Below are 14,139 nucleotides of genomic sequence, written 5' to 3'. Positions count from 1 at the left end.
CCACGGGGCGACGCAGCAGCCTCCCTGGCGACACTACCTCGCTGCGAGCGGGTCTCGCGGAATTATCCCGATCGCGGATTGGGCAATCTCGATATCCCAAGTTCTTCGTTCTTCGCGTTCAAGCCGTCGATTTCGGACGGGTGGCTCAGGCGAGCCGGCTCAGCATGGTGGGATCGAATGGATAAGCCGCCTTGCCGGCTATTGCTTTGCACGCCCATTCAGGGTCGCCGAGTATCGCGCGACCCACCGCGACCAGATCGAACTCGCCGCGCTGGAAGCGGCTAACCACCCGATCCACGTTGTCCGCGGCAGCAACGCCATTTCCGCCGTCGTACATGCCCTTATTGATGCCGACTCCGCCGACCGCCATCGACAGCTTGCCGGTCAGCTTCTTCGCCCAGCCCGCGAGGCTGAGGTCGGAGTCCGGATAGGCGGCCTTGTCGAAGTAGCGCACGCTGGCGTCGAAAACGTCCACGCCCGCGTCGGCCAACGGTCCCAGCACTTCTTCGAGTTCCTGGGGCGTCGTCGCGAGCCGCGCGCGGAAATCCTGCTGCTTCCATTGAGAGAAGCGGAAAAAGATTGGTAAGTTGGACCCGATCGCTTGGCGGATGCGACTCACGATTTCCACCGCGAATGCGGTGCGCCGCACCCGATTGCCACCCCACCGGTCGTTGCGCAGGTTGCTTTCCTCCCACAGAAAGGTGTCGATCAGATAGCCGTGAGCACCGTGAATCGCGATGCCATCGAAGCCCGCGAGCATGGCATTGCGAGCGGAGCGGACGTAGGCCTCGATCACCTCTTCGATCTCGGACTCGCTCATCGGAGGCCCAATTCCCGGACTCGCCGGGATCTTCTCGGCGGCCACGGAGGACGTGCGGCCGAGTGGCCCCCAAATGCCGGACGGGCCCAGCGTCGGCGCATTTGGATTCGGCCCGGTACCAGGAAGACGCAGCACGCCCTGGTGCCATAGCTGAGGCACGATGCGACCGCCCGCAGCATGCACCGACTCGACGACCCGTCGCCACCCCGCGATCCGCACGTCCCCGTGCAGCGACGGGATATTGTCCTCGCCGAGACCGGCGTCGCCGAGCGCCGATGGGTGATCGATTCCAACTGCCTCGGTGAGGATGAGGCCGCAGCCGCCGGCCGCGCGGCGCGCGTAATAGTCCGCAACCTCAGCGGTCGGTATTCCGCCCGGACAGAAGCCGCGGGTCATCGGTGACATCACGATCCGGTTCGGAATCGTGAACGAGCGGATCGCAAGTGGTGCAGACAGGCTATGACGTGTCATGGTGTCGTGCCTTCAGAATGCACGTCCGTTAGAAGCGGCTTCAGCCTTGTCCGAACTGCGGCGCGCGCTTGGCGTGAAAGGCGCTGACCGCTTCGGCATGATCGGCAGTAGCGTGCGAAAGTGCTTGTGCAGCGGCCGAAAGCTCCAGGATGGTGGACAAGGAGGCGGTGCGCGCCTCGCGCAATAGCCGCTTGGTCATGCGCACCGCATGCGATGGGTTTCCCGCGATACGGCCAGCGATGGCCTTGGCCGCGGTAAGCAGTTCGGTGTCCTCGACAACTTGCGAGACCAGGCCGCAGGCCAGTGCGTCGCGCGCGTTGATCACGTCACCGGTGAAAGCCAGCTCGCAGGCCTTTGAGAAGCCGATGACGCGCGGCAGCAGCCAAGCGCCGCCATCACCAGGCACGATGCCGAGCTTGACGAAGCTTTCCGCGAAACGCGCGCTTTCACCCGCGATACGGATGTCGCACATGCACGCTAGATCACAGCCGGCACCAATCGCCGGGCCATTAACGGCCGCGATCACTGGGATTTCGATTTGCTCGAACAGCAGTGGCAGCCGCTGGATGCCGCGGCGGTAGTTCTGCCTGGTCTGGATCGGCCGGGCATCGACCAGACCGCCGCCCGGCTGCATCGAATGGATGTTGCCGCCGGTCGAGAACGCCGAGCCGGCGCCGGTCAGTATCACGACGCGCGCCCCAAGGTCCGCGTCCGCTGCTTCGATCGCGTCGCACAGCGCGTCGATCATCGAAGGGTCGGATATCGGGTTGCGCTGTTCGGGCCGATTCAGTGTCAGGGTCACGATTCCGTCAATCGAACCGCGCAGCAGGATGTCATTCATGGCTGAACTCCGTTCAGGGTAAAGAGCCTCAGACTCCCGTCCAGACCGGCTTGCGTTTCTCGGCAAAGGCGGTCGCGCCCTCCTTCGCATCGGCCGACTTGAATACCGACATGGTGTGCTCGTTCTGTCGGTCGAAGAGTTCGTCGCTGGACCAGTCCTGTGATTGCTGCATTACCCTCTTGCTCACGGCCACCGCCATCGGCCCATTCGCGGCGATGCTCGTGGCCAGCTCAAAGGCTGCCGCCAGCACTTGACCGACCGGAGCGATCCTGTTGATCAGACCGTAAGCGCGCAATTCCTGCGCCGAGATCGTATTGCCGGTCAGCGCAAGTTCCAGCGCCACGCGGTAGGGGAGTTGGCGCGGAAGCCGCACGAGCCCGCCCGCATTGGCGACTAGTCCGCGTTTGACTTCCGGCAGGCCGAATGTTGAGATCTCGGAGGCAACAATCAGGTCGCAGGCCAGTGCCATCTCAAAGCCGCCAGCAAGTGCGGGCCCTTCCACAGCAGCGATCAGCGGCTTAGAGATCTTTGCGTTGGTCAGACCCGCGAAGCCGCGCTCGTACGGCTTGACGTTCTCACCGCGCAGGAACGCCTTGAGGTCCATTCCCGCCGAGAAGGTGCCGCCGGCGCCAGTGAGGATCGCAACCTGGATGTCATCGCGTCGGTCGATCTGGTCGGTCGCATCGGCGATGGCAAGCGCCACTGCCGCATTGACAGCATTGCGGGCTTCCGGACGGTTGATCGTGATAGTGGCAATGCCGTCGGCCACCTCGAAGATTACTTCGGACATGGTTCGTTCTTCCTTAGCGTAGTGAAATGCAGATCGTCTCGTCGGTCAGCATCTGGTTATCAGTGATTTCCTGCGGCGGGACCAGGCCCCTGTGATACCAGGGCCGCAGACCGCTCAGTCACGGTCTGCTCGACGATGTCGTTCGCGACGATTCAGCCGAGCATCGAGACAGGCTTGTGCCGCGCTCGCCGGGATTGCAATTGCCGAACCGCGACCCCCAACTATTTCAGGCGTCATGCGCCGTTCACGGGCAGGGCTGGGGCCGACGGGGGAACGCCCACGCACTCTTGCCAATCCTCGCCGTGCCATGACGCAACCGCCGCTTACGGCTTCTTTGTGACCGGATCACGGGTGTCCCGCTGGTCGTACACAATCAATGCACTACACTTGTCTCGACGATCCTGAATACTGCTATCCCCCGCAGATAATGGATGCTGTCGACTCTATGCTGTACCGAGGCATCGGACTTTCCCCGGTCCGCATTCAATCTTGCTTGTGGCGGCGGTGCGCGATACCTCGGTGACGGTCGGTCCGGCCACATCTTCGCGAATCCCCATTCAGTTAGAAGCACTCCAAGCAGAAAACAGCCGCTCTATCGAGACAGAGGGAGGAGGCGGAGCAGCCGAAGCCATTGGTTCGTCCGCGGTACCGGGAGGTCCGTCAGCTGTTTGGTCGTCCTCGTTCCAAATAAAGGTGATTGCAAGACCGATGGCGGCCAACAGAGCAACGCGTAGGACGGCCGAGATGACCCGGCCATATCTGTGGGTTCGACGAAGTTTCATGATGTCTCCTGCTAGCGCGACGGCCTCTTCTGTTTTCACAGGCCGTTTTGGCTAACTATGTGTGGCTGGGCACAACGTCTTGATACAGAATGACAACGGCTTCTGAGCCTGCGCGACACGGTGGATGTCATCCCCTCATACGCCGCTAACAAAATCTTCGGCTGGCTTCTCACGGAAGAAGTCAGTAATCTCAATAGAAGGAGACTGATGACAGGTCCAATGCAACGTTCGACTATCGGCATTGCGATTCCGTGGGTTCGGAATCGCGGCGGCGTTGAGACCCGCTGTATCCATATGCTTGAGCACTGCCATAGCGCATCACTGGGTGCCGTCGCGCGGACAGGTGTCGCTCCTTAGTGAATTCGAGGTTAGCCTCGGCGGCAAAGCTCTGGCTGAACTTGACTTCATATTCGTGATAGCCGGAGTTCTGGGAGCCGAGCTGCATTTCTCTTTGCCAGAACAGGGCCTTCTGCCTAACCGGCCTTCCGCCTCGCACTAGTCATTGCCCAATCCGGCTGGATGTAGACGATGGCGAGCAGCATGTGACCGGAGTACCTATCCAAACTACGCACGGGTATCTTGCACTAGTATTCCACGACGGCAGTCATGATCGTTGTGCGCCTGACAGCGGCGCACTGATTTGGTCTTGCGACCACACCGGATCTGTGGACTTATCGTATCTGCAGTGTCCTGAACGGGATTGTCCCCTGTTGCCATGAAAGTTATCTGCAACTGCAGCGCTCTTCACTCGATGCGACCAGGCGGCCACCAATACCGACAGTCTCACGATGAAGAATTGCTCCTACACTAACGACGGGTCGACCTGCGCCTGGTCCGGCGCGCCGGCCATCGCAGATTTTCCGCAATGCGGGTTTAGTTAAAAGGTGCTGGGAAACACACACGGTCATGGGCGGAATGCGCCTTTTTCTCCGGGCGGGCGAATCCGCGGCAGATAGTTCTCGACCGGACCGTGTCGACGAGTTGCACAATATCCGCCCACGTTTACACCTCATTTCCTTCCGCCTTTCACGCGACAGGCTGCCTCTGACATAAGCTCTTATAGCGCGATCAGATCAATGAAGATCTCATGAAGCCCGCACCCGACCCGGGCGCGATCTGGGTCCACGGCGAGTACCGTGCCGAAGTCGCGAAGTAGCTTCATGTGCCGACCAGCCCAGTGGAAGGACCTGAGATGGCCACTCTCACGGTTGCGCCAAACTAATTCGGCATCCCGCACCGTTGCGCTCCAGCAAACTCGCCAGAGGCGATAACGACAAGTGCTCCCGTGCTCAACTGGGGGCCCATCCGAGAGTAAACACTGACCTGCTGGCGTGGACTCCCTTTGCTCCTGTACATCATTGAAAGTCAATTCCGTATGCCGGCGTGGACGATGTCCTTCCCCTGTTTTCGACCGACAATGACGGCGAACGAATGCAGATGAATCGCGCACGTGGTGCCGATCTGCGTTCGCCACAGCCATCTCGGGCAACTTCGAAAGTGGGCTGTCTGAGCCTGTAAATTCCCAAAGCTCAAGGTATTTTCTCGGCAATGTCAACGAGGATGCGAGAGAGCGCCCGAGGCGCTAAAACTAGGCGGTCGACATCATCAGCTCTGATTGCCGAAGTGCGTCGCACGCGTGTCCTGGCCGAACGAGTTGCGCAGGTTGGCGCCTTACCCGGCAGTGCAGCCTATCGGCAGAATTTGGCAAGCCTCCTGAACGAGTGGATTACGCTCGCAAACGGACGTCAGCAGTTAATTCTCCTTGCATGTGCTGCGGAACAAGGGACGCTGGATCTGCATCACTTGGAACTAGGCCGACTTGCACTGATGGAAACGACAGATCCAGATTTGGGTGCTCTCTATTGGGCCAGCGTTCGACGCTGGACTTGCGCGCGCCCTTCTGTTAGTCCAAGAAATGATCAGAATGGCTTGCAAAACAGTCCCACTGCGGACCACTCTCGACTGTGCGATGACTGCCTGGAGCTCGAGCTTGACGCCAGGCGATTTTTGCCCCATGAGTATATGCAGCGCGGACTGGGTGGAGCACATCCTCAGCATGAGGTCACGCTCGCTACCTCGTGTTTCACTTGCCTCACTTGTCGCACCCGTTGGGTGCGACGGGCGCTGCAATCCGAGCATTTTGTCTCTTGGGCGGTGATGCGCATCTAGGACCCCTTATATCTTGAGTAACCTCAAAAAGCCCTTCCCCCCTCAAAGTTCGCAGTGGTATTGAACTCCGTCAGATCAATCCGAATTGCAATCCGTCTTGGGATTTCCAATCCGATTGTCCATTGGCGTTTGGAGGAAGGGGGTGACCAACTGCGGATCCCACAACAATCCGCACCCTGCGGTGGGGAATTCTGCGCAAAGCTGCGCGGATCTGCGGCCCGCCGAAAAGTTCGGTGTCCCTGCTGCACTGGACTATCACGCATTGCAACGCGTTACTTCCACAAGCAGGGCCGCTAGCATGGAACGCGAAACACCCCTAGCAGACTAGTTTCAAGGAGCTTCGTAGTATGCACATTGGCATCCCGCAAGAGACGCGAGCAGGTGAAACCCGTGTTGCCGCCACCCCGGAGACGGTCAAAAAGTACGTCGCCCTGGGCCATCAGGTCAGCGTCCAGTCGGGCGCCGGCGTTCGCGCCAGCGTGCCGGACTCGGCGTATGAGGCCGTCGGTGCCACCATTGGCACCGCGACGCAAGTCTTTGGCGCGCAGTTGGTGCTTAAGGTCCGCGCCCCCATGGATGCCGAGCTTGCTCTGATGAAGCCGGGCGCCGCGCTGGTCGGCATGCTCAATCCCTTTGATGCGGGGAACAAGGCGCGGATGGCCGAGGCCGGGATCGTTGCTTTTGCGCTAGAAGCCGCGCCGCGCACCACGCGCGCGCAGAGCATGGACGTGCTCTCTTCCCAGGCCAATATCGCCGGCTACAAGGCCGTGCTGGTCGCCGCGCATCATTACCAGCGCTTCATGCCCATGCTGATGACCGCCGCCGGCACCGTCAAGGCGGCCCGCGTGCTGATCCTCGGCGCCGGCGTGGCGGGCCTGCAGGCCATCGCTACCGCCAAGCGGCTGGGCGCGGTCATCGAAGCCTCCGACGTGCGTCCCGCCGTCAAGGAACAGATCGAATCGCTGGGCGCCAAATTCCTCGATGTGCCTTTCGTCACCGACGAAGAGCGCGAGATCGCGCAGGGCGTGGGCGGCTATGCCCGCCCCATGCCACCCGACTGGATGCGGCGCCAGGCCGAACTGGTGCACGAGCGTGCCAAGGCCGCCGACATCGTCATCACTACCGCGCTGATCCCGGGCCGCCAGGCGCCGGTGCTGCTCAAGGAAGAAACCGTGCAGGCGATGAAGCCGGGCTCGGTGGTGGTCGACCTCGCCGCGGCGCAGGGCGGCAACTGCCCGCTGACTGTGGCTGACGAAGTGGTGGAACGCCACGGTGTCACGCTGATCGGGCACACCAACCTGGCCAGCATGGTGGCGGCCGACGCGTCGGCGCTCTACGCACGCAATGTGCTTGACTTCCTCAAGCTGATCGTCAAGGACGACAGGCTGGTCGTCGACCAAGAGGACGACATCGTCGCGGCCTGCCTGATAAGCAAGGGTGCCGAAGTGGCGCCGGAACGATAAGAAACTGCAAAGGAACAGCTATGGAAGGCATCAACCACACGGTGATCAACCTGATCATCTTCGTGCTAGCGATCTACGTGGGCTACCACGTGGTCTGGACGGTGACGCCCGCCCTGCACACCCCGCTGATGGCCGTGACCAATGCGATCTCGGCCATCATCATCGTCGGCGCCATGCTGGCTGCCGGCCTGACCGAGGGCTCCGTGGGCCGCACCATGGGCACGCTGGCGGTCGCGCTCGCCGCGGTCAACGTGTTCGGTGGCTTCCTGGTGACGCAGCGCATGCTGGAGATGTTCAAGAAAAAGGAACCCAAGGCCAAGGCCGGCAAGGGTCATGAGGAGGGTGCCAAGTGAGCATGAACCTCGTCACCCTGCTCTATCTGCTCGCCTCGGTGTGTTTCATCCAGGCGCTCAAGGGCCTGTCCCATCCCGGCTCCGCGCGGCGCGGCAATGCCTTCGGCATGATCGGCATGGCCATCGCCGCGGTGACCACGCTGGTGCTGATCGCCAAGCTCAAGAACGAGTTCCTGGCCGTCGGCGCGGGCCAGTCGTCGGTCGCCGAAGGCATGGCGCTGATCTTCGGTGCGCTGGTGGTTGGCGGCGGCATCGGTGCCTACGTGGCAAGAAAGGTCGAGATGACCAAGATGCCCGAGCTGGTGGCCGCCATGCACTCGCTGATCGGTATGGCCGCGGTCTGCATCGCGGTGGCCGTGGTAGCCGAGCCGTCGGCATTCAGCATCACGCCGCCGGGCTCGCACGATATCCCGTTTGGCAACCGCATCGAGCTGTTCATCGGCTGCTTCGTCGGTGCCATCACCTTCTCCGGTTCGGTGATCGCCTTCGGCAAGCTGTCGGGCAAGTACAAGTTCCGCCTGTTCCAGGGCGCGCCGGTGTCTTTCGCCGGGCAGCATCTGCTGAACCTACTGCTGGCGGTGGCCATGATCGGCTTCGGCATCATCTTCTGCCTGTCGCAGGACTGGCTACCCTTCCTGCTGATGCTGGCGATCGCCTTCGTGCTGGGCGTGCTGATCATCATCCCGATCGGCGGCGCCGACATGCCGGTGGTGGTGTCGATGCTCAACTCGTACTCCGGCTGGGCCGCAGCGGGCATCGGCTTCTCGCTGAACAACCCGATGCTGATCATTGCCGGCTCGCTGGTGGGGTCCTCCGGCGCCATCCTGTCGTACATCATGTGCCGCGCGATGAACCGTTCGTTCTTCAACGTGCTGCTCGGCGGCTTTGGCGGCGCGCCCGCGGCGGCCGCTGCCGGCGGCCAGGCGCAGCGCAACGTCAAGTCCGGCTCGGCCGACGACGCGGCCTTCCTGATGGGCAATGCCGAGACCGTGATCATCGTCCCGGGCTACGGCCTGGCGGTGGCACGCGCGCAGCATGCGCTCAAGGAACTGACCGAGAAGCTGGTCGAGAAAGGCGTGACGGTGAAGTACGCCATCCACCCGGTGGCGGGCCGCATGCCGGGCCACATGAACGTGCTGCTGGCCGAAGCCGAGGTGCCCTACGACCAGGTCTTCGAAATGGAGGACATCAACAGCGAGTTCGGCCAGGCGGATGTGGTGCTGGTGCTGGGCGCCAACGACGTGGTCAACCCGGCCGCCAAGACCGATCCCGCCTCGCCGATTGCCGGCATGCCGATCCTGGAAGCCTACAAGGCCAAGACCATCATCGTGAACAAGCGCTCGATGGCCGCTGGCTACGCGGGCCTGGACAACGAGCTGTTCTACATGGACAAGACCATGATGGTGTTCGGCGACGCCAAGAAGGTGGTGGAAGACATGGGCAAGGCAGCCTGATCAAATTTCGACGAGTATCGCGAAGGCGACTGCTCTGGCCTCCCACCCCTCTCTCTCGCGACTGTCAACGGACAAGACTAGAACATGAAGCCCTTCCTCATCAAATCGATCCTGATCGCCAACCGTTCCGAGATCGCTATCCGCGTGATGCGTGCGGCGGCCGAAATGAACATCCGCACGGTGGCGATCTATTCCAAGGAGGATCGCCTGGCCCTGCATCGCTTCAAGGCGGACGAAAGCTATCTGGTTGGCGAAGGAAAAAGGCCGCTGGAGGCGTACCTGGACATCGAGGACGTGCTGCGCATCGCCAGGCAAACCGGGGTGGATGCCATCCATCCCGGGTACGGCTTTCTTTCAGAGAATCCCGACTTTGCTCAGGCGGTGATCGACGCTGGCATCCGCTGGATCGGGCCTTCGCCTGAGGTGATGCGCACGCTCGGCAACAAGGTCGCCGCGCGCAACGCTGCCGTCGCCGCCGGCGTGCCGGTGATGCCAGCCACGGCGCCGCTCCCGGCCGACCTCGACGCCTGCAAGCGCATGGCCGCGCAAGTCGGCTATCCCCTGATGCTCAAGGCCAGCTGGGGCGGCGGCGGGCGCGGCATGCGCGTGCTGGAGAACGAACAGGATCTGGAGGCCTCGCTGCCGGTGGCACGCCGTGAGGCGCTGGCTGCCTTTGGCAACGACGAGGTCTATGTGGAAAAGCTAGTGCGCAACGCGCGCCATGTAGAGGTGCAAATCCTCGGCGACAGCCACGGCGAGGTCGTGCACCTCTTTGAGCGCGACTGCACGGTACAGCGACGCAACCAGAAAGTCGTCGAACGTGCACCTGCACCCTACCTTGACCCGGCCGGGCGTCAGGCGCTGTGCAACGCCGCGCTCAAACTGATGCGGGCGGTCGGCTACACCCATGCCGGCACCGTCGAGTTCCTGATGGATGCCGATAGCGGCCGGTTCTACTTCATCGAGGTCAATCCCCGCATCCAGGTGGAGCACACCGTCACCGAGATGGTCACGGGCGTGGACATCGTCAAGGCCCAGATCCGTATTACCGAAGGCGGGCGGATCGGCCGCATCGAAGACGAGTTCGACAGCGCGGCGAATGTGGCCATGCGTGCCGCCGGCGTGCCAGATCAAGAGCACATCGCCCTGAACGGTCATGCCGTGCAGTGCCGCATTACCAGCGAAGATCCGGAAAATGGGTTTCTCCCGGACTATGGGCAGCTGAGCGCCTACCGCAGCGCGTCCGGATTCGGGGTTCGCCTGGATGCCGGCACCGCCTATGGCGGCGCGATCATCACGCCCTACTACGATTCCTTGCTGGTCAAGGTCACCGCCTGGGCCCCCACCGCCGCCGAGTCGATTCGACGCATGGACCGCGCCCTGCGCGAATTCCGCATTCGAGGGGTGGCATCGAACCTGCAGTTCCTGGAGAACGTGATCAATCACCAGGACTTTGCCAGTGGCAAAGTCACGACCCGCTTTATCGACAACACACCCGAGCTGTTCGCGTTTGCCAAGCGACACGACCGCGCCACTCGGCTGCTGCGCTATCTCGGCGATGTGGCTGTCAACGGGAACCCGGAAGTCGCAGGCCGGGCGTTGCCGCCACTGCCGTTGCCCAGGCCGGTGCTACCCCGTATGGAGGTGAGCGCGCCTGCGCCGCCGGGCACTCGCGACCGCCTGCTTGCAATGGGCGCAGACAAGTTCGCGCAGTGGATGCTGGAGCAAAAGCAGGTACTGCTGACCGACACCACGATGCGCGATGCGCACCAGTCTCTGTTCGCCACCCGCATGCGTACCGCCGACATGCTGCCGATCGCGCCCTTCTATGCGCGAGAACTGTCGCAACTGTTCTCGCTGGAATGCTGGGGTGGCGCGACATTCGACGTGGCGCTGCGCTTCCTGAAGGAGGATCCGTGGCAGCGGCTGGCCCAACTGCGCGCAGCCGTGCCCAACGTCATGCTCCAGATGCTGCTGCGCGGCTCCAATGCGGTCGGCTACACAAACTATGCCGACAACGTGGTGCGCTTCTTCGTGAAACAGGCAGCCAGTGGCGGCGTGGACCTGTTCCGCGTGTTCGACTCGCTCAACTGGGTGGAGAACATGCGCGTGGCCATCGACGCTGTGCGGGAGAATGGTGCCCTGTGCGAAGGCGCGATTTGCTACACGGGAGATCTCTTCGATGGCGCCCGCGCGAAGTACGACCTCAAATACTATGTCGGCATCGCCCGCGAATTGCAACGGGCCGGCGTGCACGTGCTCGGCGTCAAGGATATGGCGGGCATCTGCCGGCCACGCGCCGCTGCCGCACTGGTCAAGGCAATCAAGGAGGAAACCGGTCTGCCCGTGCACTTTCATACGCACGACACCAGCGGCATCTCGGCAGCCTCCGCACTGGCGGCCATCGAGGCCGGCTGCGATGCGGTGGACGGCGCGCTCGATGCCATGAGTGGCCTCACCTCACAGCCCAACCTGTCGAGCATCGCCGCGGCCCTGGCCGGCACGGAGCGCGATCCCGGCCTCAACGCCGACCGGCTGCACGAGGCCTCAATGTACTGGGAGGGCGTGCGGCGCTACTACGCACCCTTCGAGTCCGATATCCGCGCCGGCACGGCGGACGTCTACCGCCATGAAATGCCGGGCGGCCAATACACCAATCTGCGAGAACAAGCCCGCTCGCTTGGCATCGAGCATCGCTGGACCGAGATTTCCCGCGCCTATGCGGACGTCAACCGCATGTTCGGCGACATCGTCAAGGTCACGCCAACCTCGAAGGTGGTGGGTGACATGGCGCTAGTGATGGTGACCAACGATCTCAGCGCGGCCGATGTCTGCAACAACGCCAAGGAAGTGGCTTTCCCGGAATCCGTGGTCTCGCTGTTCAAGGGAGAGCTGGGCTTCCCGCCGGACGGCTTCCCTGCCGCGCTGTCGCGCCGGGTATTGAAATCGGAGCCGCCGGCGCCTTACCGCCCCGGCGACCAGATTGCTCCGGTCGACCTGGAGCAAGCCAGGGCGCAAGCCGAGACGGACTGCGGGCGCCAGTTCGACGACCAGCAACTCGCCTCCTACCTGATGTATCCCAAGGTAACGAAGGAGTACTTCGAACACCGGCGCAGCTACGGCGACACTTCCGCCCTGCCGACCTCGGCATTCTTCTACGGCTTGCAGCCTCAGCAGGAGATCGGCGTCGACATCGCACCGGGAAAGACACTGCTGATCGCGCTGCAGAGCGTGCAGCCGGACAAGGAGGAAGGCATCTTCAAGGTCCAGTTCGAGCTCAATGGCCAGTCACGCATGGCGCGCATCGAGAAGCGCGGCGCACAACGGACCGCCCAAGCCCGTCCGCTGGCGGATGCCGCGAACCCGCTGCACGTGGCCGCGCCCATGCCGGGTGCCGTGGTCACGGTTGCAGTCAAAGCGGGCCAACGAGTATCGGCTGGCAGCACCCTGGCATCTCTGGAGGCCATGAAAATGGAAACTCACCTGACCGCGGAGTTCGACTGCGAGATCGAAGCTGTCTATGTCGTCCCCGGCGATCGTGTAGCAGCTAAGGAGTTGCTGGTGGCGTTGCGGCGCAAAACGTAAGAAAAGACGCCCGATGTGTCGACCTAGGTGCTTTGGAACCTCGCTCAGCAACCCTTTACAGCAGCAAGCACGCAGGCCTTAGTTCAGCTGAGCAAGGCGTTTTCGATAGTCACTTCTTTGCGCACTTCGTCGATCTCGCGCTAGAAGTATTTACGTCAGCGGCAAGGCTGGGCGCGAGTCGAGAGGCGAGAGGCGAGAGCTGCCGCGCGCTGGTTTGCCAGGTACCTTACCAGCGCGCTCATCAGACCCACCTTGGCATGTGATACATCGTTATCGGTCGTCGCCGCTGGGGGGAGAGTAGCCAGAAAGCGAACGCGTTCTGCGTTTGCAATTGCGTCGCGATACCTTTCAGCAAAAATCGCAATAGATTGATTGAGGTCCATTTGGGCAGTCACCATCGCGTGAAAATCTCCCGGCGCTGCGTATCTGAGCGTTCCATAGAACTTCGATTCCGCACAGCCATTTGCGCGAAGAAGCTCATGTCGAGCGATCCTGGTCGCCTGCAAAAATGCGATCTCTGCGTGCTCCATCCCGTTAGGCTGAGTCTCCGTGGCCGCTGTGTCATCAGAGGATACTTTCATACATACACCCATCCATGCTGCATAGATAGAGTATCGATGGTCTCTCCCTGCGCACGAACCCCCTTTTTGAGGGGGCTTCCTTGTCGAGCATGCAACACACGATAGGATGGTCGGATCTCGCTTGATACTCTGTCGAACGTCTTTGCTTCGAATGCCACGCTCGGAACTGGTGTGAGCGCATCTCCGTTGCCATGGGATGTGGGGCTTCACTGGCTGCGCCATGCCGCAGCGTTGCATTGACAAGCCGGCAGGTCGACCTGCGCTTCATGTGGGACAACTTCTGGCATGCCTCGGTTTCCAGACTGGGGCTCTTCAGCAACGAAGGCGGATACTCGCCACCAGGCCTGTCGTACGTATGGGCGGCTCATGACCTACAGAAGTGCTTTGAAATTTGAGATCTGTTCGTCTGGTTTCACAACCCCGCCAGATTCGCAGTGCAGCCGATCATCGCGGTAGGCCGCCTGGCACCCCTATTGAGGCCGAACGCCATGCCGGTGTAACACACCGGGGTATGGAGATTCTCGGCACCTTTTACAAAAAGCGGAAACTGACGCTGCCGATCCGGCGACGATGGCGAACGGAAATCCGCCGCCCCACCAAGGGTGCTGTGGATTGAGGGGCGGTGAGTGGTTACCCCACCGCCGCCGGGCCGCGCGTGCATGCCTGCGGCCCTTCGTTGCTTGTCAGCCTAGCCAGCCCTTGATGGTTGCCGCCATGACGTTGGTCGAGATGCCGTAGCGATCGTGCAACGTGGGCAGTGCGCCAGCGTCGAGGAACGCGTCCGGAAGGCCAATCTGCCGGAATGGCGCGCTGACGCCCGCGCGCATCAA

The 14,139-nt window shown here is 62.1% G+C and carries 7 protein-coding genes and 1 pseudogene; 4 read left to right on the top strand and 4 right to left on the bottom strand.

Annotated features, from left to right (window positions below):
• Positions 1 to 145: 145 nt before the first annotated feature.
• From AC1RQC_RS39140 to AC1RQC_RS39130, 3 genes are read right to left on the bottom strand one after another with little or no spacing between them, the layout of a single operon-like run.
• A complete protein-coding gene (locus tag AC1RQC_RS39140) occupies positions 146 to 1,291 on the bottom strand; it encodes an NADH:flavin oxidoreductase (protein WP_492814831.1) in 1,146 nt (381 codons plus the stop codon).
• Between the two features lie 40 nt (positions 1,292 to 1,331).
• Positions 1,332 to 2,132 carry a crotonase/enoyl-CoA hydratase family protein gene (locus tag AC1RQC_RS39135; RefSeq protein WP_492814829.1) on the bottom strand — a complete coding sequence of 267 codons (801 nt, stop codon included), beginning with the start codon at positions 2,130 to 2,132 and terminating at the stop codon, positions 1,332 to 1,334.
• Between the two features lie 28 nt (positions 2,133 to 2,160).
• The gene (locus AC1RQC_RS39130) at positions 2,161 to 2,922 is read right to left on the bottom strand and encodes a crotonase/enoyl-CoA hydratase family protein (protein ID WP_492814827.1); all 762 of its coding nucleotides are present in this window, start codon (positions 2,920 to 2,922) and stop codon (positions 2,161 to 2,163) included.
• Between the two features lie 3,298 nt (positions 2,923 to 6,220).
• Between AC1RQC_RS39130 and AC1RQC_RS39125 the strand changes: the two genes are divergently transcribed.
• The 4 genes from AC1RQC_RS39125 to AC1RQC_RS39110 all read left to right on the top strand — a co-directional run bounded on the left by AC1RQC_RS39125 (position 6,221) and on the right by AC1RQC_RS39110 (position 12,728).
• Complete coding sequence (locus AC1RQC_RS39125) at positions 6,221 to 7,336, top strand: Re/Si-specific NAD(P)(+) transhydrogenase subunit alpha (protein WP_492814825.1); 1,116 nt, start codon at positions 6,221 to 6,223, stop codon at positions 7,334 to 7,336.
• A gap of 20 nt (positions 7,337 to 7,356) precedes the next feature.
• Positions 7,357 to 7,689 carry an NAD(P) transhydrogenase subunit alpha part 2 gene (locus AC1RQC_RS39120; RefSeq protein WP_492814823.1) on the top strand — a complete coding sequence of 111 codons (333 nt, stop codon included), beginning with the start codon at positions 7,357 to 7,359 and terminating at the stop codon, positions 7,687 to 7,689.
• A 2-nt stretch (positions 7,690 to 7,691) separates the two neighbouring features.
• The gene (locus AC1RQC_RS39115; RefSeq protein WP_492814821.1) at positions 7,692 to 9,143 is read left to right on the top strand and encodes an NAD(P)(+) transhydrogenase (Re/Si-specific) subunit beta; all 1,452 of its coding nucleotides are present in this window, start codon (positions 7,692 to 7,694) and stop codon (positions 9,141 to 9,143) included.
• Between the two features lie 84 nt (positions 9,144 to 9,227).
• Entirely contained in the window at positions 9,228 to 12,728 is a 3,501-nt protein-coding gene (locus tag AC1RQC_RS39110) for a pyruvate carboxylase (protein WP_492814820.1), read from the top strand.
• Between the two features lie 1,264 nt (positions 12,729 to 13,992).
• Here the strand turns inward: AC1RQC_RS39110 and AC1RQC_RS39105 are convergent.
• Positions 13,993 to 14,139: pseudogene (locus AC1RQC_RS39105) on the bottom strand (transketolase family protein); the annotation flags it as partial.

It is taken from the genome of Cupriavidus sp. GW822-FHT03E04 (assembly GCF_058801495.1).
Note: the sequence above shows the minus strand (reverse complement) of the source record. Positions and strands in the feature narration are given on the sequence as shown.

Coding starts and splice junctions, on each gene's coding strand:
- AC1RQC_RS39140 (WP_492814831.1), bottom strand. CDS start 1,291: ATGACACGTCATAGCCTGTCTGCACCACTTGCGATCCGCTCGTTCACG.
- AC1RQC_RS39135 (WP_492814829.1), bottom strand. CDS start 2,132: ATGAATGACATCCTGCTGCGCGGTTCGATTGACGGAATCGTGACCCTG.
- AC1RQC_RS39130 (WP_492814827.1), bottom strand. CDS start 2,922: ATGTCCGAAGTAATCTTCGAGGTGGCCGACGGCATTGCCACTATCACG.
- AC1RQC_RS39125 (WP_492814825.1), top strand. CDS start 6,221: ATGCACATTGGCATCCCGCAAGAGACGCGAGCAGGTGAAACCCGTGTT.
- AC1RQC_RS39120 (WP_492814823.1), top strand. CDS start 7,357: ATGGAAGGCATCAACCACACGGTGATCAACCTGATCATCTTCGTGCTA.
- AC1RQC_RS39115 (WP_492814821.1), top strand. CDS start 7,692: ATGAACCTCGTCACCCTGCTCTATCTGCTCGCCTCGGTGTGTTTCATC.
- AC1RQC_RS39110 (WP_492814820.1), top strand. CDS start 9,228: ATGAAGCCCTTCCTCATCAAATCGATCCTGATCGCCAACCGTTCCGAG.